This is a genomic window from Peribacillus alkalitolerans, assembly GCF_010882125.1.
GTDB classification, from domain to species: Bacteria; Bacillota; Bacilli; order Bacillales; family DSM-1321; genus Bacillus_BN; species Bacillus_BN alkalitolerans.
Map to the genome: position 1 here is coordinate 26,350 of NZ_JAAGVZ010000011.1, position 22,101 is coordinate 48,450.

Annotated in this window: 15 protein-coding genes; 12 read left to right on the forward strand and 3 right to left on the reverse strand. The window is 40.0% G+C overall.

Translation table 11 applies throughout. The annotated features are described in order from the left end of the window. The first annotated feature begins 40 nt into the window (after positions 1-40). The 5 genes from G3O09_RS13900 to G3O09_RS13920 all read left to right on the forward strand — a co-directional run bounded on the left by G3O09_RS13900 (position 41) and on the right by G3O09_RS13920 (position 5,794). A complete protein-coding gene (locus tag G3O09_RS13900; RefSeq protein ID WP_163102091.1) occupies positions 41-1,666 on the forward strand; it encodes a peptide ABC transporter substrate-binding protein in 1,626 nt (541 codons plus the stop codon). A 154-nt stretch (positions 1,667-1,820) separates the two neighbouring features. Further along, the gene (locus G3O09_RS13905; RefSeq protein WP_163102092.1) at positions 1,821-2,744 is read left to right on the forward strand and encodes a S66 peptidase family protein; all 924 of its coding nucleotides are present in this window, start codon (positions 1,821-1,823) and stop codon (positions 2,742-2,744) included. A gap of 16 nt (positions 2,745-2,760) precedes the next feature. After that, positions 2,761-3,846 (forward strand): mandelate racemase/muconate lactonizing enzyme family protein, encoded by a 1,086-nt coding sequence (locus tag G3O09_RS13910; RefSeq protein ID WP_163102093.1) that lies wholly within the window; start codon positions 2,761-2,763, stop codon positions 3,844-3,846. A 14-nt stretch (positions 3,847-3,860) separates the two neighbouring features. After that, positions 3,861-4,781, forward strand: coding sequence for a C40 family peptidase (locus G3O09_RS13915; protein WP_163102094.1), 921 nt, complete (start codon positions 3,861-3,863; stop codon positions 4,779-4,781). Positions 4,782-4,783: 2 nt separating this feature from the next. Beyond that, the gene (locus G3O09_RS13920) at positions 4,784-5,794 is read left to right on the forward strand and encodes an ABC transporter ATP-binding protein (RefSeq protein ID WP_163102095.1); all 1,011 of its coding nucleotides are present in this window, start codon (positions 4,784-4,786) and stop codon (positions 5,792-5,794) included. Between the two features lie 369 nt (positions 5,795-6,163). On the opposite strand, the gene G3O09_RS13925 is transcribed toward G3O09_RS13920, so the two are convergent. Then, positions 6,164-7,651, reverse strand: coding sequence for a peptide MFS transporter (locus G3O09_RS13925; RefSeq protein ID WP_163102096.1), 1,488 nt, complete (start codon positions 7,649-7,651; stop codon positions 6,164-6,166). Between the two features lie 308 nt (positions 7,652-7,959). Next, complete coding sequence (locus G3O09_RS13930) at positions 7,960-8,091, reverse strand: DUF4023 domain-containing protein (RefSeq protein WP_420850344.1); 132 nt, start codon at positions 8,089-8,091, stop codon at positions 7,960-7,962. 159 nt (positions 8,092-8,250) lie between these two features. On the opposite strand from G3O09_RS13930, the gene G3O09_RS13935 reads away from it, so the two are divergent. The 4 genes from G3O09_RS13935 to G3O09_RS13950 all read left to right on the forward strand — a co-directional run bounded on the left by G3O09_RS13935 (position 8,251) and on the right by G3O09_RS13950 (position 11,176). Beyond that, positions 8,251-8,979, forward strand: coding sequence for a gamma-glutamyl-gamma-aminobutyrate hydrolase family protein (locus tag G3O09_RS13935; RefSeq protein WP_163102097.1), 729 nt, complete (start codon positions 8,251-8,253; stop codon positions 8,977-8,979). Positions 8,980-9,185: 206 nt separating this feature from the next. Next, positions 9,186-9,965: a serine hydrolase gene (locus G3O09_RS13940; RefSeq protein WP_163102098.1), complete on the forward strand. Its 780-nt coding sequence runs from the start codon at positions 9,186-9,188 to the stop codon at positions 9,963-9,965. A 254-nt stretch (positions 9,966-10,219) separates the two neighbouring features. Then, positions 10,220-10,717 carry a hypothetical protein gene (locus tag G3O09_RS13945; RefSeq protein ID WP_163102099.1) on the forward strand — a complete coding sequence of 166 codons (498 nt, stop codon included), beginning with the start codon at positions 10,220-10,222 and terminating at the stop codon, positions 10,715-10,717. 63 nt (positions 10,718-10,780) lie between these two features. Beyond that, the gene (locus G3O09_RS13950; RefSeq protein ID WP_163102100.1) at positions 10,781-11,176 is read left to right on the forward strand and encodes a DUF2500 domain-containing protein; all 396 of its coding nucleotides are present in this window, start codon (positions 10,781-10,783) and stop codon (positions 11,174-11,176) included. A gap of 271 nt (positions 11,177-11,447) precedes the next feature. On the opposite strand, the gene G3O09_RS13955 is transcribed toward G3O09_RS13950, so the two are convergent. Further along, positions 11,448-12,644 (reverse strand): HupE/UreJ family protein, encoded by a 1,197-nt coding sequence (locus G3O09_RS13955; protein WP_240338439.1) that lies wholly within the window; start codon positions 12,642-12,644, stop codon positions 11,448-11,450. Between the two features lie 300 nt (positions 12,645-12,944). Between G3O09_RS13955 and G3O09_RS13960 the strand changes: the two genes are divergently transcribed. From G3O09_RS13960 to G3O09_RS13970, 3 genes are all read left to right on the forward strand, one after another. Then, positions 12,945-18,956: a DUF4350 domain-containing protein gene (locus tag G3O09_RS13960; RefSeq protein ID WP_163102101.1), complete on the forward strand. Its 6,012-nt coding sequence runs from the start codon at positions 12,945-12,947 to the stop codon at positions 18,954-18,956. A 317-nt stretch (positions 18,957-19,273) separates the two neighbouring features. Beyond that, positions 19,274-20,842 carry an ABC transporter substrate-binding protein gene (locus G3O09_RS13965; protein WP_163102102.1) on the forward strand — a complete coding sequence of 523 codons (1,569 nt, stop codon included), beginning with the start codon at positions 19,274-19,276 and terminating at the stop codon, positions 20,840-20,842. A 305-nt stretch (positions 20,843-21,147) separates the two neighbouring features. Continuing rightward, positions 21,148-22,101, forward strand: a complete 954-nt coding sequence (locus G3O09_RS13970) for an ABC transporter permease (protein WP_163102103.1) — start codon at positions 21,148-21,150, stop codon at positions 22,099-22,101.

The following is a 22,101-nucleotide window of genomic DNA, read 5'->3' on the forward strand; positions in this document are numbered from 1 at the left end:
CAATACCAAATAGATTTAAAAATGGAGATGGGGGAAAAACATGAAAAAATTTGTAGCGCTGTTTATGTCAGTCATGATGCTTTTTGTAGCAGCTGCATGTACAGCAAACAAGGATGCAGGTACTGAACCAAAAAAAGATGGTAAAGAAACTGCAAAGGTAGAAAAAGTATTGAAGTTGAACAATGGAAGTGAACCAACTTCATTCGATCCAGTTATCGGGTTTGACTCCGTATCATGGAACGCATTGAACAACTTGATGGAAGGTTTAACTCGTTTAGGGGAAAACCATGAACCAGAAGCTGCTACAGCGGCAGATTGGAAAGTTTCAGAAGATGGAAAGACTTATACATTCAATATCCGTGAAGACGCTAAATGGTCTAACGGTGACGATGTTACTGCTGGCGATTTCGTTTTCGCTTGGAAACGCCTTCTTGATCCTGCAGTAGGATCTCCTGCGGCATTCCTTGCTTTCTTCATTGAAGGAGCGGAAGCATTCAATACTAATAAGGGTACTGCTGATGATGTAAAAATTAAGGCTGTTGATGAAAAGACTTTTGAAGTTACTCTAACAAGTCCTCAAGCTTATTTCTTAAGTGTTATCGCAAACCCAGCATTCTTCCCAGTCAACGAAAAAGTTGCTACAGAAAATGCACAATGGTTTGCAGAAGCAGAAACATTCGTTGGAAATGGACCATTCAACTTAGCTGTATGGGAGCATGATAGCCATTTCGAAATGGAAAAGAATAAGAACTACTGGGATGCCAAAAATGTAAAGCTTGATAAAGTTCATTGGGCAATCGTAGATGATACTAATACAGAATACCAAATGTACCAAAGTGGAGAGCTTGATTCGTCTGATGTTCCTGCAGATGTAGCAGAGCAATTATTCAAGGATGGAAAAGCTCAAGTAGGCGACCAAGCTGGTACATATTTCTACCGCTTTAACGTAACAAAGGAACCATTCCAAAACAAGAATATCCGAAAAGCATTCGCTCTTGCAGTAGATCAACAAAAAATGGTTGATTTCGTAACGAAAAACCAAGAAAAACCTGCATATGGATTCGTTTCATATGGTTTCAATGATGCTGATGGCACAGATTTCCGTGAAACTAGCGGAGAACTACTGAAAACAAATCTAGAAGAAGCTAAAGCTCTTTTAGCAAAAGGTATGCAAGAGGAAGGCTATGACAAGCTTCCAGAAGTAACTTTAACGTACAGCACAAGCGACACTCATAAGAAGATTGCAGAAGCTCTACAACAAATGTTCAAGGAAAACCTTGGTGTAGACGTAAAGCTAGCAAACATGGAATGGAACGTTTTTGCTGAAGAGCAAACGGCATTGAAATTCCAATTGTCTCGTAGCTCATTCTTAGCGGATTATGCAGATCCAATCAACTTCCTAGAAAACTTCCAAACAGGACTTTCTATGAACCGTACTGGTTGGAGCAACCCTACTTATGACAAATTAATTAAAGATGCTAAAAACGAAGCTGATGAAAAGAAACGCTTCGACCTTATGTATCAAGCTGAAAAAATTCTATTGGAAGAAGCTCCTATCTTCCCGATCCACTTCTACAACCATGTTTATCTTCAAAATGAAGATGTTACAGGAATTGTTCGTCATCCTGTAGGTTACATGGAATTGAAATGGGCAGATAAGAAGTAATTTTGACTATGCTTGCTCTTTCCTGGCTTTAGCTGGGGAAGGGCAAGTCCATTATGAATCCCCTAATACATTTTCCTCTGCATTCATCAAAAAGCGAATGATATGATTCCCCAGTAATAAGTATGAAGTATAAAACTGTAAAGAGGTGTCGCAAATGACTGTAAGACCTAGAGGATTAATAAAAGGTGATACGGTTGGGATCATTGCACCCGCAAGCCCGCCGAATCAAGAACAATTACAAAGTGCAATGGCATTTTTTGAAGAACTAGGCTTAAAAGTGAAGTTTGGAAAATACGTACATGAAATCAATGGCTATCTTGCTGGTAAGGATCATGAGCGTGTGGATGATTTACATTCCATGTTCACTGATACAGATGTAAAAGCGATATTTTGCGCATGTGGAGGATATGGGACACCACGTATCGCCTCCTATATCAATTATGAATTAATTCGAATGAATCCTAAAATTTTCTGGGGCTACAGTGATATTACTTTTTTACATAATAGCATCCATCAGGAAACTGGATTGGTCACGTTCCATGGTCCGATGCCTGCTTCAGATATTGGAAAGCCGGATTGCCACCAAGATTCAAAGGACAGATTCCAACAACTATTTTCATCCCACCCTTTCCGTTATGATGAAAAAATTGCACCTATTGAGGTGTTGGTGGAAGGGGAAGCAGAAGGGGATATCGTTGGAGGCAATCTTACTTTATTAGTTAGTTCCTTAGGGACTAAGTTTGAAATGGATACGAAAAACAAGATTTTATTAATTGAAGATGTGAATGAAGAACCTCGCCAAGTGGATCGGTACTTGAACCAGCTGTATATGGCAGGGAAGCTTTCGGATGCAGCAGCGATACTTTTCGGGGATTTCGCGAATTGTGTACCGGAACGTGAATTGTCTTTGACACTTGATGAAGTGTTAGATCAATATGCAAAGCTTGCCGGAAAGCCAACATTGAAAGGACTTAGAATCGGGCACTGTAACCCTCATTACAGTATTCCACTAGGTGTAAGGGCAATAGTTGATACCAATCAAAAGACCGTCATCATTGAGTCTGGAATTCAGTCATAGTTAGGAGAGAAAGAACTTGATAATCACATCCATTGAAACCTATAAAGTGGCCGTCCCACTTACTAAGCCTTTTAAAACTGCGCTACGCACTGTCGAAACAGCCGAGGCAGTAGTTGTAAAAGTCATCTGCGACAATGGCATCACTGGGTGGGGAGAAGCCCCGCCAACCCATGTAATCACGGGTGATAGTCTGAACAGTGTGGAGTATGCGGTGCAAAATATCTTTAAACCCTATTTATTACATAAAAATCTACTAAACTATGAAGCAATATTCCAAGGGCTACAGACCATTTTGGTAGGAAACAGCAGTGCAAAAGCCGCTATGGATATGGCGCTTTATGATTGTATTGCACAAAATTGCAAGCTGCCATTGTATCAATTCCTTGGTGGTTACCGTAATGAATTGGAGACGGATTTTACTGTTAGTGTGAATTCACCACAGGAAATGGGAGATGACGCAGTAGAATACGTGAAGCAAGGATTCACGGTCTTGAAGGTCAAGGTCGGGAAGGACGAAGCTTCACTGGATTTTGATCGGATTAAACAGATTCGAGATAAAGTGGGCTATGATATTAAAATCCGCTTGGATGCGAATCAAGGCTGGAATCCAAAGGAATCCATTAGAGTCATTCGTAAGATGGAGGATGCTGGACTGGACATTGAATTGGTAGAACAACCTGTTCTTGCAGCAGATATTGAAGGGTTGAAGCAGGTCACCGATCACGTTGATACACCAATCATGGCAGATGAAAGCATATTTACTCCTCTTCAGGCAATGCAGGTGTTAAAAACGAGAAGTGCAGATTTGATTAATATCAAGCTGATGAAGGCAGGGGGAATCTATCAGGCTCAAATTATTAATAGTTTGGCAGAAACGTGCGGAGTGGAGTGTATGGTCGGAAGCATGATTGAAACTCGACTAGGAATAACCGCAGCAGCACATTTTGCGGCCAGTAAGAAAAATATCACCCGCTTTGACTTTGATGCCCCTTTAATGCTGGCAAAAGACATAGTAATCGGTGGAATAATCTACGAAGGTAAACGCATTACCTTCCCGGATGCACCAGGTTTAGGAATATCTGAAATGACAAATTTACAATAGAGGAGGAATGGAAAATGGAAAAGAGAATGGTAGTCAATGTACCAGTAGCGACTGTATGGACATCTTTTGATTCAAGTAGAGCTCTTGATGAAAAGGCTGTTTCTAATCCAGTCGACTTGGATGGCTGGATTAAAGGATTAGAATATGAAACATTACTAGATTTATGTAACTGTAACTTAGTTCAGACCCAGCTTCTTTTTGGGGAGGAAGTGATTGTTGTTGATGAGCATGGTGAATGGTCGTCAATCATCTGTCTCGATCAACCTTCCTCAAAGGATGACAGAGGCTATCCAGGATGGGTTCCCACTTCACAATTAGTAGATATAAAAGAACAGGCTTCACCTCCCAAGCTCATTTCGATTACATCTAAAAAAGCTACATTATTTAATGAGCACCACGAGCCATTATTGGAGCTTAGCTATGCTACTAGACTACCAGTCGTAAACATAGAATCTGATAGGGTGGAAGTAATGATACCGACTGGTATTGGATTTCTTTCTGCTACGGATGTCGAGGTTTTCGATTCCTTGGAGAATTTTGAGCAACGAGACGGGGCAAGCATTGTCCAATCAGGTGAGCAGTTTTTAGGATTACCTTATTTATGGGGTGGAATGAGTAGCTATGGTTATGATTGCTCTGGTTTCAGCTATAACATGTGTAAAGCAAATGGATATATCATTCCTCGTGACGCACATGACCAAGCCGCGGCAGGTACTGAGGTTGAATTAGATGTTTTACAGCCTGGAGATTTATTATTCTTTGCTTATGAAGAAGGTAAAGGTAGCATTCACCATGTCGGCATTTATTATGGTGAGGGCAAATTACTTCACTCTCCAAAAACTGGAAAGACCATTGAAATCATCGATCTTGCAGGAACCATTTACGAAAAAGAACTTTGTGCAGCGAGAAGGTATTGGCAAGTTACGGAGGGATGAACATGGAGAAAAAGGTATTACTTGAAGTTGAAGCCTTACAAAAATATTTTTTCCTCGGGAAAAATGAAATATTAAAAGCAGTGGATAACGTTTCTTTTCAAATCTATCAAGGTGAGACATTCGGATTGGTAGGTGAATCTGGCTGCGGTAAATCCACCATCGGCAGAACCATCATAGGATTGTATGATCGGACAAAGGGTTCTGCAGTTTATGATGGAAAGGACATTCATTCGATGAAGGAGAAAGAGAGGTTCGCTTTCCATCGTCAAATGCAAATGATCTTCCAGGATCCATACGCTTCCTTGAATCCTCGTTCTACTGTCGCGGAAATTATTTCTGAACCGATGGAAGTCCACGGGCTTTTTAAGGATAAGAAAGATCGCTTAGAACGAGTCTACCAATTATTGGAGGATGTCGGATTAAATCGAGATCACGCCAATCGTTATCCTCATGAATTCAGTGGTGGACAACGTCAACGAATTGGGATTGCTCGAGCATTGGCATTGGACCCAGAGTTTATTATCGCTGATGAGCCCATCTCTGCTCTAGATGTTTCTGTGCAGGCCCAAGTAGTTAATTTGCTTAAAAGGCTTCAAAAGGAAAAAGGGTTGACGTACTTATTTATCGCTCATGACCTTTCCATGGTAAAAGCAATCAGTGACCGGATTGGTGTCATGTATTTGGGGAATATGGTTGAACTTACGACGAGTAAGCAGCTATATAAAAAGCCACTACATCCATATACTCAAGCACTACTTTCTGCAATACCTATTCCTGACCCGGATGTGGAGGACCAGAGAGAGCGCATTATTTTGCAAGGGGAGTTACCAAGTCCCATCAATCCACCAAGCGGTTGCGTGTTCCGTACAAGGTGCCCGCACGCGATGCCGGCTTGTTCGGAACTGAAACCAGAATGGCAGGAAATTGACGAAAACCATTTTGTTGCCTGCCATTTATATAATGAAAAAATAATGGCTGGCGGGGATTACGCCGAAACAGCAGCAACGAAATAAAGCAAAAGACTCCTTCTTATGATTAAGAGGAGTCTTGGTGGTCGCTATTAAATATGGTCGATACGGCAATAAATGAGTTGAGTTCGGTAATATATGGACTGACTTCGGTAAAAAACTTGATCAATTCGGTAATATTTGGACTTCGCCAACAATAAAAGCGTACAAGCTCAGCTTGTACGCTTTTTTAAATGTAGAATTTATTTTAGATTTTAGATCAGTGTCTAGCTACATCGCCCAGCGACTAGTGTGCTTCGGCCTCCTCCTTACGATAAGTCAACATCGAATCACTATCGTTCTTCGTGTTTCCTTTATCTCATGCGGATTCCTCCAGCCCATACGTCGCTAAGCAGGGCGATTCCGCTTTTCTAATTATCTTACACCTTTCATAAATCCTTGAATTTTACCGGAGATTGCTAATAGGAATAGACCTAATAGAATTGAAACTGCACCGATAGAACCAAAGTACATCATTTCTGTATCTGCATTATATAGCTTAACGATTTGTGCATTCAATGCTTGTGCAGCAGCGTTTGACAAGAACCATAAGCTCATAGTTTGTGCAGAGAATGCTTTTGGAGCAAGCTTAGTTGTAGCAGAAAGACCTACTGGTGAAAGTAGAAGTTCCCCGACTACACATAAGAAGAAGCTTAATACTAACCAAAGTGGGTTAACAAGTGCTTCAGCTCCGTAAAGCATTGCAGGTACTAACATAACTAAGAAAGAAATCCCTGAGAAAATGATCGCAAGAGAGAATTTCTTAGTTGTAGAAGGTTGACGGTCACCTAATTTAACCCATAACCAAGCTGCAACAGGTGCTAATGTAATGATGAACAACGGATTCAACGACTGGAACCATGAAGCTTTTAGCGCTAGACCAGCATAGTTAAGATCCGTACGAGTATCAGCATACATAGCTAGTAAGTTAGAACCTTGTTCTTGGATTGCCCAGAACATAACTGACGCAATGAACAAAGGAACATAAGCAAGCAATCTAGAGCGCTCATCAGATGTAGTCTTAGGACTGCGATACATGAATACAAAATATAAAGTTGGAATAACGATACCAAGAATACTCACGATCCAAGTGAATACGTCAATTGTTAAGATACCGTTTACAATAGCGAATGTTGCGACAATTCCGATTAAAATAATAGCAATACCAAAAGTAGTAAATAATTTCTTTTTCTCTTCAGGCTTTAATGGGTTTGGAACAGCTGTTCCAGCTAAGCCTAAATTCTTTCCCTTCGTAAATACAAAGACAATTAAACCAAGTAGCATACCTACAGCTGCGATACCGAAACCAAGGTGGAAGCTATAAGTTTCACCAACTGTACCAACTATAAGTGGTGATAAGAAAGCACCCATGTTGATCCCCATATAGAAGATCGTGAAACCTGAATCGCGGCGATTATCTTTTTCACTGTACATATCACCAACAACATTGGAAATATTTGGTTTTAATAAACCTGTACCTATTACGATTAACACCATGGAAACGAATAAAGCCGTTAATCCAGAAGGGAATGATAAAGCGATATGACCGAGCATGATTAATACTCCACCATATAGGACGGCTCTAGAGCTTCCAAATACTCTGTCTGCTAACCAACCACCAATAATACCTGACATGTATACTAATGAACCATAAACAGATGCGATGGAAAGGGCAGTAGTTTGGTCAATGCCTAATCCGCCTTTAGAAACCTCATAGTACATATATAATACTAAGATAGCTTTCATTCCATAGTAAGAGAAACGCTCCCAGAACTCAGTGAAGAATAGGGTGAACAATCCTTTTGGATGTCCGAAAAATCCTTTCTGTGGCACACTTTCAACAATTTTCTGTTTGTCTATCAATGTATAAACCTCCTTTTGTACCGTATTATAATACTATTGAAAAGCTGACTAGTCAAAACCTTATCGTTATTTTAAAATAATTAATATATTTATAATATTCGTAAGATTTTTGTTGGAAAAGTGGTTTTTGGAAATGATAATGGTCACTATTCCCATTACATTTAGAATTATCATTCGGTAATTTCCAATCCATTTTGACGATGGTCAATATTTTTAAGAAAAAATTGGTAAATCCAGTTCCAAGTATTTTATTCCCGAATAACAAAAACTTAAACAAGCATCGGATAATGACCGATGCTTTAATTTTATTACTGATTGTGTGTTTTGCTAGGTAGTTTATTGTCTGGATCGCCATTACCTTGATGCTGCTTGTTTTTTTCTTGTTTCTTTTCATTCTCCTGCAATTTCTTAACGAATTCGCCAGTGCTATTGTCCAGCATAAAAACTCCTCCTTCCCTTCAATCATCCTAGTTAACTTTTCCATATATCATTAAAATCATGCAATAAGTCCCTTCATTTAATACCCAACAATACCCAGCTGTTTCAATCCCCAAAAGTGGGTATATACAAGAAAACTTATTTTAAGTGGGGGATGCTGGATGAAAAATTCAAAGCCTATGATAGGTCTTACAGCAAATATTGAAGTGGTAAGAGGGAATATTTCAATCAATGTTCATCTCAGTTATTCAGAAGCAATAAAAAAGGCAGGGGGCATCCCGGTTATTCTGCCACTTGGAAATCTGGAATGTACGGAAAAATGGATGAAAATGGTTGATGGATTATTTCTAACGGGAGGAAATGATGTAGACCCTCGATACTTTTATGAAGAGCCCCATCCTTACTTAGGTCCTACCATCCCTCAACTTGATCATTCGGATATGGAATTGTTGAAAAGAGCAAGATTGCAAAATAAACCGATATTTGGGATTTGTAGAGGCTCTCATTTAATTAACATTGCATTAGGTGGATCTATGATTCAACATATTGAAGAAGATATTGATAAAGGTATAGTTCATTTGACAGAGGTAGAGCGGACCATCACTTCACATCCGGTCAAGATTCAAAAGGATAGTAGATTATATGAACTTTTACGGGAAGAGGTAGTGCAGGTAAACAGTTTTCACCATCAAGCGATAGGAAGACTAGCAGATGGCCTCCGTGCTGTTGCAAAGGCTGATGATGGAGTGATTGAAGCGTATGAAAGCCAAGATACCCTCATAATGGGGACACAATTTCACCCTGAGGAACTCGGGAAAAATGATGATCGAATGCAACGAATTCTTGTGCACTTTGTAGAACAGTGTAGAGTAAGGAAACTAAAAAATTAACTTTCACTTGGTAAATTTATTTCACAAATGATGGTACTATTAAAATAGGGGAAAGGCATGGGGTAACGGAGTAGGTTTACTATGCTCCACACCTCCGATGCTAATAACAAATATTGGGCTCAAGCGGATTTAGATTGGATAAAGGTTTAACCTCTTCCTATCCATCGCTACTGTGTCCCTTTTTCATGAAAAAGGATGAAAACACAATGAATTTTTCTGAATTAAGTACGGGATTGACCGAGGAAATTAAAAAATGCCCAGGACAAATGAGTATAATGTTGGAAGTTGATAACCATACCTTCGAGTGGGAATCGGATCGGAAGATTACGTCTGCAAGCCTCATTAAGCTCCCGATATTGTTGGAAGGCTTCAAACAAATAGAGTTGGGGAAATGGAACCTTTCTGAAGCAATTCAAATTCTAGAGAGTCAGAAGGTGGAAGGGGCAGGTGTCATCCAGGCATTATCCACTGCAGAGCTTTCCGTTCACGATTTATTGACCCTTATGATCATCGTCTCCGACAATACTGCTACAAATATCTTAATAGATTTATTTGATATGGAACAAATAAATGCTTTCATTAAAGACAGTGGTTGTGTATCAACCGAACTTAATCGAAAAATGATGGATTTTAAGGCTATTGAAAAAGGGATCAATAATTGGACCACTTCACGTGAAATGATGCTAATGCTTCAAGAAATCGACAATGGATCAAGGTTTTCCTCAAAAAGTAGGGATTACATGAAGGGAATTTTACATAACCAACAACTGTTGGACAAATTACCACTATTCATTGATACAGAAAAAGGGTGGATTGGCAATAAAACAGGAGAGCTTCCTGGCATTGAACATGATTGTGCAATAATGAAGGTAGGGGGGCGAACTGCCTATATTTCTGTATTATGTGATGATTTGCCATCAAAAGGTAAAGGGAAAATAGCCATTGCAAACATTGGGGAATTGGTGTGGAAGTATATGTTAAACTGAATATCTTATTAAGCGGCTAGTGGGTTTTCTACATGAAGACTTACTGGCCGCTTTTACTATTTTATCTAATATTTTCCCTGGAAATTATTTTAAAAAAGTAAAAAGATGTTTTCAAACCTTAAGTCGGGTATTGACCAAGAACGGTTATTTCCTCTTTTTCTATTGGATAAGGAACCGTTTTTGCCCATTTGCAATATACATATAAAAATAGTGACGTATGCCTATTTAGAAAACAGATTTAAGAGGTGACTTTTATGAATGGAACATGGTTTGGAAAACTACAACCGAGAATGATTGAATTGAAAAACAAAGGTGAAGTGTTATTCGGGGAAACAAAAAAGAAAATGGAGAATTTTAATGTTTCAGTACCTTTAACCGAGTCAATGATTCTGTATTTGTTAAAAAAGTCTAGTCTTGAAGGGGTTAGTAATCTTGAAGTAAAAATGCATGATGAAATTCTTGTGATCAGTGGAATCATGAAGAAAACGATGTTAGCAATTCCCTTTGAAGTAGGCTTGAAGCCTGTATCAGCAAATGGCAGGATCTTAACATTCCTTATCGAGAGCTTCCGTCCGTTAAATAGTACATGGATCAAGAAAAAGATTTTTGATAAAGAGCCTTTTGCTTCCTATAACGAAGGGAAGTTTAGTCTTGATTTAAACGGTTTGGAAAAAATAAAAGCCATCCCATTTGGTTCAATAGTAAAATTTAACATAAAGGATCAAAAACTATGGATTGGGATTGGGAAATAATTGAAACCGTATTCCCCTTCAATTCGTATATGTGAATAGAAGAATAAAAAGGGGGAGAATTTCATGAATGATCCATTTATGGATGATGGATTCTTTTTCGGGGATTTTATGTTTACGATTTTCCCGATCATATTCGGTATTATTTTCGTTATAGTAATAGGAACCATACTATTTACTATTTTTAAAAGTGTTGGGCAATGGAATAAAAATAATAAAGCTCCACGTTTATCGGTTCCAGCAGTGGTCAAAACGAAACGATCTGATGTAAGAGGACATAGTCATTCAGCAAATGACCATGCCACCCATCATACAAGTACAAGTTATTTTGTCACTTTTGAAGTAGAAAGCGGCGATCGTATTGAACTAATACTGGATGGATCACAATACGGGATGATTGCAGAAGGCGATGCTGGAATACTTTCCTTCCAGGGAACTCGCTTCCTAGGTTTTGAACGATAAGTAGAAACAAAAAGGGTGCTCCGGAAATGGTAAAGGGTTCCGGGTGCTTTCTTAATAAATGACACAAGAAATGACGTATGAAATTGTCATACGTCATTTTCTTTATTTATCAAGAATTGATCCACTTATACTTTTCAAGTTTAATTTTCTTTTCTCCTTATATCAAATCCTCTAGCATCTGGTAATCCTTTGAGCTTTACTGGCCGTCTGTGGTGAAATAAACACCTCAAAAAAGAGGATGTCCCACCTTTGGACATCCTCCTGTCTCTAATTAGAAAAACAGCCGTTCAACAAGCCATACCGCACCCAAGACAATAATAACAACAGAGATTCCTTTTGTAATTTTCTCCGAGTTCTTCAGCTTAAAGATATAAGCAAGGAGTGGGAGCACCAGCAACACCAGCAGCAATTGGATGAACTCAATTCCTAAATTGAAATTAACTAACCCAACTGCTAAATGGCTTTTGGAAATCGCCATTTCTTTTAGAATAGACGCAAATCCGAGGCCATGGATCAGCCCGAATAAGAATGTAAGAATCCATCGTCCGCGGACTTCTTTCCGGAAAAGATTCTCTGCAGCTACATAGCAAATACTGAAGGCAATGACAGCTTCAACCAAAACAGAGGGAAGGTTGATCCAGCCCAGCACTGATAAGCTCAAGGTAATGGAATGAGCTAACGTAAATGACGTTATTATAGCGGCATACTGCTTGAAGGTTTGTTTTCTAAGCAAAAGCGCGAGCAAGAATAACAGGTGATCGTAGCCTGTTAAAATATGAAACATTCCGAGCTTGAAAAAGGATAACCAGGAAGAAGGTGCTTTATCTGCTTCTGGATTCTTTAACTGCTTGTTCTCCTGCTCCTGAACCGGCTGTTCAACTTGTCCCTGCTCCTGCTGTACATCTGTAAGCAGCATCGTCCAGTTGCGATTGTCTCCCTCAAGGACCGCCTCGCTCTTTTCACCTCTATTTGAAACCGATAAGAGATTAATATAGTTTGTATCAGCATCATTTACGTAAAAACCATCTATAAAAGTAAAAGTTTCTCCTGATGAAAAAGCAGGGAAGTTTAATGTAAAGGTTAAGAATTCTTTCGTATCTTTCCTTTCTATCTTAATCTTTGATACTTCCGCTGTTTGCTCTTCGGTACCTTTATCGACCCCAAGAAATTCTGTTACCAATTCCTCGATGTGTGGGCGTTCCGCTTTTAATTCGCTTTTTTCTAAAACACCATTTTGATTTTCATCTGCATCTTCCATGAGTTCGATAATTGAAAGCGTATCTATGGAAAAAATTATTTCTGTATTTTTATCAGTAAAGTTTATTTTAGTATAACTTGCACTATACGCATGTGCCTCTGCAAAGGACGGAAGAGCTGATAGAAGGATGATAAGCAGGGCTATGAATGTTAATTGGATTTTTTTGTAATTTATTGTCGTGCTCGTCATTACTTTCTGTTGGCTGGACACAAGTAAGCCTCCTAAATTTATAGTTCATTAATACTATCTTAATATACCGTGCTAATAATCAAATTGTCATTACTCGATAAAGGTAACAAGTTTGAACAAAAAAGGAAACCATTTTTAAGTCAAAAAAAATAATATTTGTGTAAAAAGGAATATTTTTAATAGAGTTTACTATCAAAATTATCTATCTTTTTGATGTCGAACTTTGTAGAATTATAGGGAGTACGACTTTTTTAATAGAGAAAAGAAGTACTTACGGCTATTCTCTTATATTTTAAAAATATACCGAAGGAAGGTTAATGTATGAAGAGGGCACATAAGAAAGAATTTAGGCGCTGGAACAGTATGACGCTTACAGCGCTATTATTGCTGGGTACCTTGCTGCCGAGCAGCATGATAGGCAAGGCAGATGCAGCATTAGCTGATCATGTTGTGATCAGCCAGGTATATGGCGGCGGGGGAAACAGTGGAGCCCCTTATAATAAGGATTTCATTGAACTATACAACCCTACAGATCAGCCTGTTACATTAGATGGATGGTCTGTGCAGTATGCCTCAAAAACTGGAACAGGAGTCTGGGGAGTAACTAATCTAAGCGGAACGATTCCTGCTTATGGTTATTACCTAATTGAAGAGGGAGGCGGCACAAATGGTGGTGTAGCATTGCCAGTGCCAGATGCAACGGGCAGTTTGGCTATGGCTGGCGGTGATGGGAAAGTAGCTTTGGTAAACACCACTACTCCTATATCAGGCGCTGCACCAGCCAACGCCATTGACTTTGTTGGTTACGGAGCAGGGACTACTGCTTTTGAAGGAAGCGGTCCGACTAAGCCTTCATTGACAAATTCAACTAGTGCTCAACGCCGTCCATATGCGAATGTAACCCCTGCAGCAGGAAAAGGGAACGCATGGGACAGCAATGACAATACAGCAGATTTTGTAGCTGGAGCGCCTGTTCCGAGAAATACAGCAAGTACTCCTGAAGCCCCTATGGTTTCAAACACAAGCTTGCAGGCAGTGGGGAACAATATCCAATTCGTTAAAAATGAGACTTCTTCTAAATTAACAGGTACTGCTGGTGCAGCCTCGGCCGGCTCTGTTATTAAAGTATATGAAGAAGCTGCTAAAACTACTGCGATTGGATCTGGAACAGCAGCGGAAACAGGTTCTTTTGAAGTAACCCTAACGACTGATAAAGCTTTACCTTCTGTGTTCGTTTCTGCTATACAGGAAGGTAAAGATGAAAGTGATGCTATTGAAATTAATCTGGCTCAGCCTAGTACGGGTGTAGTACCTGAAAAACTAAGCTACGTGATTAATGAGAACGGCACAGGTACTTTAATAGGTAACTCAGGTGCTGCAGCTGCTAAGGCTAAAATTAATATTTATTCTGTCTCTTCAGCAGACGCTTCTCAAAAATTAAACAGCCAGGATATTGAAGCATTGGGAACAGGTGGTTTTACTGCTGTTAACTTTGAAAATGCTCCTGATACCATCTATGTTACACAGCAATCAAGCAGCAGCAAAGGAATCATGTTAGAGAGCGTGCCAGTTGCTGTAACGAAAACGGCCACAGACATAGTTACACCTATTAAGGATGTTAAAGTAACAAACTCAAGCGGGATTTTAACAAACTTAAACAAATTTTTTGCTATTGAGGGCGTAGTAACGATTGAAAATAATATTCTTGGTGCACAGAAGAACAATTTCTATATTCAGGACGCAACTGGCGGTATAAACGTCTTTGGTAGCTTTGATTCCGGTTTAACGATTCAACGCGGCGATAAGCTGAGAATCACTGGCAAAGTTATTGTTTTTAACGGCATGACGGAATTCGAACCAACAACTATTACAAAAGTGGATGAAGGCAATGCCCTTCCGGCAGAAAAGGATATAGCTATTCTTAACCTTACTTCCTTTGCAACGGCAGAGCCGCTTGAAGGCAGCCTTGTGCGCCTTAACGGGAAAATCTCTGCTGTTGTAGCCACTGGCACAAATTACAACGTAACGATTGTGGATGAAAATAATAAAGCAACAACTCTAAGAGTTATGGAGAAGACGGGAATTAAGCCGGATACCGACTTAGTTACTGGAAAAAGCTACTCTGTAACAGGAATTGTAGGACAATATACAACTAGTACAACTGCTCACACAAGCGGATATCAAGTATTCCCGCGTGATGTAAAGGATATTTCAGCACAGCTGAGCATTGAGCATACACCGATAACACAAACATACGAGGATACAGCTATTGAGTTCGTAGCGAATGCCAGCGGGGCTGAATCTGTTTCTGTTTATTACAAAGCGGCTGATGCAGCTGATTTTATCAATCTTCCAATGACAGCTGGAAGCGAAGGCAGATACACTGCTGTTCTAGAAGCTGCTCAAGTTCCATCTGCTGGTTTTGTCTATTATATTGAGGCAAAATCCGGGGGAAAGGTACAAACTTCAGGAACTAGCGGAGCACCTCATGTGGTAGCTTTAATTGCTGACACTGAAGGACCGGCTTACTATGGAGAAACTCCTGTTGGAGGAACAAAAGTAGAAAGCCCTCGTCCGGAAATCTCTATTCTTCTTAAAGATCCTAGCGGAATAGATGAAAATACGATCCGAGTTTGGTTTGATAATCAAGAAATTGATTATACAAAAGCAACCGTTAACAAAAGTCAGGTGAAATTCACTCCTGCTGCTGATCTTGTTTTAGGCAGCCATACAGTGAGAGTTTCGTCTAAGGACTCTAAAAATAATTCCAGTGAGTATGAATGGACGTTTGAATCGGTAGCTCGTTTCACGGGCGGACAGCATTTCCGCGGAACCACTCACAACCATACGAACATCTCGCACGATGGTGCTGGAACACCTGAAGACGCATTAAAAGCAGGTCAAAGATACAATTATGACTGGTTCGCCTTCTCTGATCACTCCCATGATATTGATCCAACCCTTTTGGGACAGGACACAGTTGACCGAAATGGGATGCCGGAGCGTAAAGGCGGACAGGATTGGCAATTAACGAAGGATCTTGCTGCACAATATACTAAAAACGGTGAATATGTTGTTTTCCCTGCATTTGAAATGACTTCAACTACCTGGGGACATTCTAATATTTTTGGTACAGAAAACTTCATTGACCGTAATATCAATGGAAAGCAGTATCAGGATTTAAACAAGTATTATGCATGGGTTATGACATACGATGATGTCGTTGGACAATTCAACCATCCGGATATGTCTAAGGATGCTTTTAACAACTTTAAGCCTTACAACAAAGACGTGGATAAACTATTCACAATGTTAGAAGTGGGTAACGGATCAGGCCACTACGGTTACGCAAATGCTGAGAAGAAATTCTTCTCTGTACTTGATTTAGGTTGGCATGTTGCTCCTACTTACGGTGAAGACAATCATGAAGGTACATGGGGCCAAACCAGAGCACGTACGGTAATCGTTGCGGATGATCTCTCTCAGGAATCATTGATCCACTCTATGCGTAACATGCGAGTGTATATGGAAGAAGATCCAAACTTTAAATTGGATGTTCTGGCAAATGGCTACTATATGGGTTCAACAGTAGACAGCAAAAACCTTACATTTAACATCAGCGGAAGTGATGCAGTTGCCGAATCGCGTGCTGACAGTGACTATAGTTATCTTCCAGCAGATTACAAGTCTGATGACAGAGTTGCTAAAGTAGAATTGATTTCAAATGGTGGAAGTATAGTAGATTCTATTACACCTATGACAAATGAATTTACTTGGAATCCGTCTTACACTGTTACTGGCGGCCAGCAATGGTTCGTGGTAAAAGTAACACAGGCTGATGGCGAGCAGATTTATTCTTCACCAATCTGGTCAAAAGAAGAAGCTGTGGACGTAAAGGTAAATAGTATCGATGTTGTAGGCGATGTTATGATCGAAGGCAACCCGGCGGCATTAAAAGCAAACATCAGCAACAATGGAACACAGGAAGTAAAGAACATCAAAGTAGATTTATATTTTGACGAAGTAAAAGAAACCAATCTGATTGGTACACAAACGTTATCTTCTATTCTATCTAAAGGTGTAGGAACAGCGTCCTTTAACTGGGCAAGCCCGATCAAGGGAGACCACACCATCATTGCGGTCGTTACTTCCCTGGATGGGTTGGATTTAGGAAGCGGACAATTCACCCTTCCTGTAAAAATCAAAGAGCCTCTTGGAATTAAGGTTATGATTGATGCCAAACACGGAAATGAAAACACCAGCACGGACGGTGGAACTTATAAAGATAATTTAAAGGCTTTCACGATTCTCCTTCAAAAAGAAGGATATAAAGTTGATGAGACTACCGCCGTTATTACTGATGCCGTGTTAAGTGATGTAAATGTATTCGTCATCACTCACCCTCGTACTGCTTATACAGCAGAGGAAAGAGCAGCAGTGGCTAAGTTTGTGCAAAATGGTGGATCCGTCTTAATGGCAGGCAAGAGCAATAACAGCACAGATCCTACAGTAAATAACGCGATGTTAAGCGAAATTGGAACTGAGATTAGAATTGGAAACGACGGAGTATTCGACCTTAGCAAAAGCGGTAACTTCTGGAGCGATCCGAAGGTAAGTCCGTATGCTGTTAGAGTGCATCCTGGATTAGTGTCCAACTATATTACTGACCGTGTGTCGTTCCTTGATTATTATAGTGGTGTAAGTTTAGCTGGTGCGGATAACACGGCCCTTACCGAGAGCGGCAAGGTTGTTATATTAGCAAAAGGGAATGAAACCACGTATCAGGGCAATATCAAAGGGGGATACACCTATGATGCAGTTTCCGATGAAACGGGCGGATCTGCAATCCCGTTGATTGCTTCTGAGGAAATTGGGGATAAGGGAAGAATCGTTGTATCAGGAATGAACATTTTCAATGACAAGCAAATTGATGAGTCATATGAGCCTAAAGGCAACGATGAGTTCACGTTAAACGCAATCAACTGGCTGGCACACCGTGAAACGAAGGTTTCTACTATTAGTGATGCACGTAAGCTTCCTGAAGATTCTCATGTAGTCCTGGAAGGTACAGTTACAACAGCTGCGGGAGTATTCTTTGATGCATTCTACGTGCAGGATGAAACTGGTGGTATCATGGCGTTCAATGAAGTTCCTGCAGATTCATTGAAACAGGGCGACAAAGTACGCATTTACGGACATATAATAACGTTTGACAATAACAAAGAAATTGAATTTAGCAAGTTCGATACGGATGTAATTAAAATTGGAACCGGCCCTATCGTGCAGCCTAAACAAGTTCCTTCTGGAGAAGCTACTTCTGCAGCTAACCAGGGTCTGCTAGTGAAGGTAAAAGGTAAAGTGGTTTCCAAGTTTGATGACAATTCTTATGTGATCAATGATGGCTCAGGAGACGTTTTAGTATTCACTGACGGATACATCGTCAACCAAAGCGGTCCTGTCCCTGTTTTAAAAACCGGGGATGTCTTGGAAGCAGTTGGTTTATCAGGTGAATTCGCTCAAGGCACGCGTATCCGTGTCAGAGATACAAAAGAATTAATCGGGACTACCGTGCCTGCTTCTCCAGGAGTGGATGCGGTAACGGAGAACGATCTTAAGTTAACCGGAACAGCTGAAGGAAGTTCTACAGTTGTGGCAAAGGTGAATGGCCAGGAAATCGGCCGTGCTACCGCAACTGTAGAAGGAACTTTTGAAATCACTATCGCCAAACAAGCGGCAGGCACTCTCATTGCTGTGACAGCTTCAAATGCTGCTGGCAATGAGAGTGAAGCAACTGAAGTAACCGTAAGCGATGCTACAGCACCAGCTGTCCCAGTCGTGAATGCTGTCTCCGATAAAGATGTGAAGCTGACCGGAACAGTAGAAGCAAACGCTACTGTAGTGGCAAAGGTGAACGGGCAGGAAATTGGCCGTTCGGCAGCCTCTGCACAGGGAAGTTTTGAAATCACCATTGCGAAGCAAGCAGCAGGCACGAAAATTACAGTATCTGCTGCTGATGCTGCAGGCAATGTGAGTGGTGAAGCAGAAGTAACCGTACGCGATGCTACAGCACCAGCTGTCCCAGTCGTGAATGCTGTCACCGATAAAGATGTGAAGCTGACCGGAACAGCAGAAGCAAACGGAATTGTAGTGGCAAAGGTGAACGGGCAGGAAATTGGCCGTTCGGCAGCCTCTGCACAGGGAAGTTTTGAAATTACCATTGCGAAGCAAGCAAGAGGCACGAAGATTGTTGTTACAGCAATAGATGCTGAGGGCAATGTGAGCAGTGGAGTAGAAGTAACGGTAGCGAAAAAGGCTCCTGATAAAAAGAAATAAGATTAGAAAGAGCAGAATACTCAGGTATTCTGCTCTTTTTTGTTCACAATTGGCGGACGAGAAAAACATCTTCTATAGAATTCCTCCATAGAAAGTAGTAGTTATTTTTGTTGATAAAAGAAAAAGGTTTTCCTGAAATTATAAGTACGCTGGAGGCTTTGAAACAGTTTTGTATTCATGAAATTTGGACAACTAACATATATATTGACCAACTAGATAAAATTGGCTAAAATGTAAAACATTAATCCTTATCGGTTTACTATGGATTGATGTTTTTTTATTAACAATAGATACATACATAACAAGGGGGAAAACAAATGAAGAGTTGGCGTATTGTCTCAGTGCTACTACTAAGCTTAATGGTGTTTTTGGCAGCATGTTCTTCTGATACAAAGGTATCTAAGGACGCAGATAAAGACTCAAGTAAAAAACAAGATACATTAGTTTACGGCATTGATGGTGATCCTGGTAATGCGGTGAACGTAATTACAACGGGAGATCGCTATGGGTTAATGACTGTTAAAGCCATTTATTCACCACTTTATATGTACAATAGTGCAGACGATGTGGAATATTTCCTGGCTGAAAGCATGACACCCTCAGAAGACTTTTTGACCTATACTGCTAAGTTGAGAAAAGATGTGAAATGGCATGATGGTCAGCCATTTACAGCAGATGATGTAGTTTTCACATTTGAGCAAATGCTGAACGAAGCAAATGGAGGTTGGGCAAGAGGACAGTTAGTGTTCAATGGTACTCCGCTAAAAGTGAAAAAAGTGGACGATTTTACTGTGAAATTTACTCTTCCAAATGTAAGTATGAGTGCCATGGAAGCTCTTGGTGGAATCTTTATCATGCCTAAACACGTGTATGAAGGTGAAGCAAATATCGGAACTAGCCCTAAAAATGCGAATCCAATTGGTACGGGTCCTTACAAATTCAAAGAATATAAAGCAGGAGAAAGCCTAACATTTGAAAAGAACGGTGATTATTTCTTAGGTGCACCTTCTATTAATAAAGTTGTATTCAGAATCATAGCTGATCCGAATACTGCTGGTATCGCACTTCAAAAGGGTGAATTAGATGCACTTGCTGTATCTCCATTTGATGTAAAAAAATACGAGTCTGATAGTAAACTAGCTATTAAGCCATATGAAGAAGGACGCGTAGGGTACATGGCGTTCAATTTGAATTCCAAAACGGTTCAAGATAAAGCGGTCCGTGAAGCGATTTCTTATGCACTTAACCGAGATGAAATGATTCAAGCTAGTTATATATCAAACGAGTATGCTGAACCTGCTTACTCTTTCCTTCCTAGAAAAGCTACTTATTATACAGAAGATGTAAATAAACATGACTTCAACATAGATCAAGCAAAGGGACTTCTTGGAGACAAAAAAGTGAATTTGAAACTTGCTTATGTTTCTAATAATCCTTTCTATCAGAAGCAGGCTGCTGTCATGCAACAGAACTTAAAAGCAGCTGGAATCAACCTTGAACTAGTTGGCATGGATGCAGCGGCAATGTTCCAAAAACTTGAAACAAAGCATAGCGATTTTGACATGTTCTTAAATGGTTATATCATGGGTATTGATCCAGATTCATTCAACTCCTTATTTGTGACGGGTAGTCCAGCGAACTATATGCATTATAGCAATGCAAAAGTTGATGAATTGTTTAACCAAGGTCGCGTGGAAACAGATGAAGCAAAAAGACAACAGATTTATGAAGTGTTACAAAAAACCATCTTAGAAGATGCTGTATTCTATCCAATCACAGAAAACAAGCGTATTCTTGCTGTAGATGCAAATCTTACTGGAATTGATGGAGCGGGATTAGTACCAGTTTATACATTCGGTGATATGTCTAAGCTTTTATTTAAGTAATTGCTAGAATTCCGACCTTGTCACTTTTTTTAGTGGCAAGGTTTTTTCCGTAATATGTATATAAGTAGATTTTGAGAAATATCTTCTACACACTCGAAACTTTATACATGGTAAGAAATTTTTGAAGTTAGAGTAGTGTCTAGCTCCATCGCCCAGCGACTAGTGTACTTCGCCCACCTCCCTACGATAAGTCAACATCGAATCACTAACGTTCTTCGTGTTTCCTTTATCTCAGTCGGAGTGCTCCAGTCCATACGTCGCTAAACGGGCGCTTGCGCTTTTCTTATTATGAAGGGGGGACTATCATGCTTCGATACATAGGTAAAAGGTTGTTGCAGGCGATTCCATTGCTTGTACTTATTTCTGTCATTTGTTTCACTTTGATTCAATTGGCACCTTATGATGCAGTGGATGCAATGACGACACCGAACATGACTGAGGAAACGATCCAATTGATTAAAGAAAAATATGGATTGGACAAACCAGCATATGAGCAATATTTCTATTGGATGGCTGGATTATTAAAAGGGGAGCTTGGTTATTCAATTGTTACTCATGAGTCAATATCTAACGATTTAATATCAAGGATTCCTAATACGGTAATGCTTGTACTTCCAGCTTATTTGTTGGCACTTCTATTAGCCATTGTCCTTGGATTAGTGGCAGGTACGAAAAAGGGGAAGTGGGCTGATAAACTGATTGATGGATTTTGTTCTATTGGTATATCGATTCCTAGCTTCTGGCTTGCCATGATATTAATCTTTTTCTTCGGTTATAAATTGAATTTACTACCTATTTTAGGTATGCACACTATAGGAATGGAGGATTCATTCAACGATTTACTATTACATTTAATTTTGCCAGTAACTGTGTTGACTCTTGCTTTCTTACCTGAACTGACAAGATACGTCCGTTCATCTACGATTGGGCAATTGACGGAAGACTATGTGATGGTTCAAACCGCATATGGTGAATCTCGATTTGCCATTCTCCTTAAGCATGTATTACGGAATGTATTGCTGCCGATTGTGACCATTGTAGGTATGAGCTTGCCAATCCTAGTGACGGGGGCTTTTGTTACGGAGACCGTTTTCGGGTGGCCGGGGATTGGACCTTACTTCGTAAAAGCGATACAAGGTTTTGATTATCCTGTCGTAATGGCAGTCATGTTATTGTCTTCCTCGCTAGTCATCATCGGCAACCTACTTTCAGATATTCTATATGTCATCATTGATCCTCGGATAAAGGAGATGTCTTAA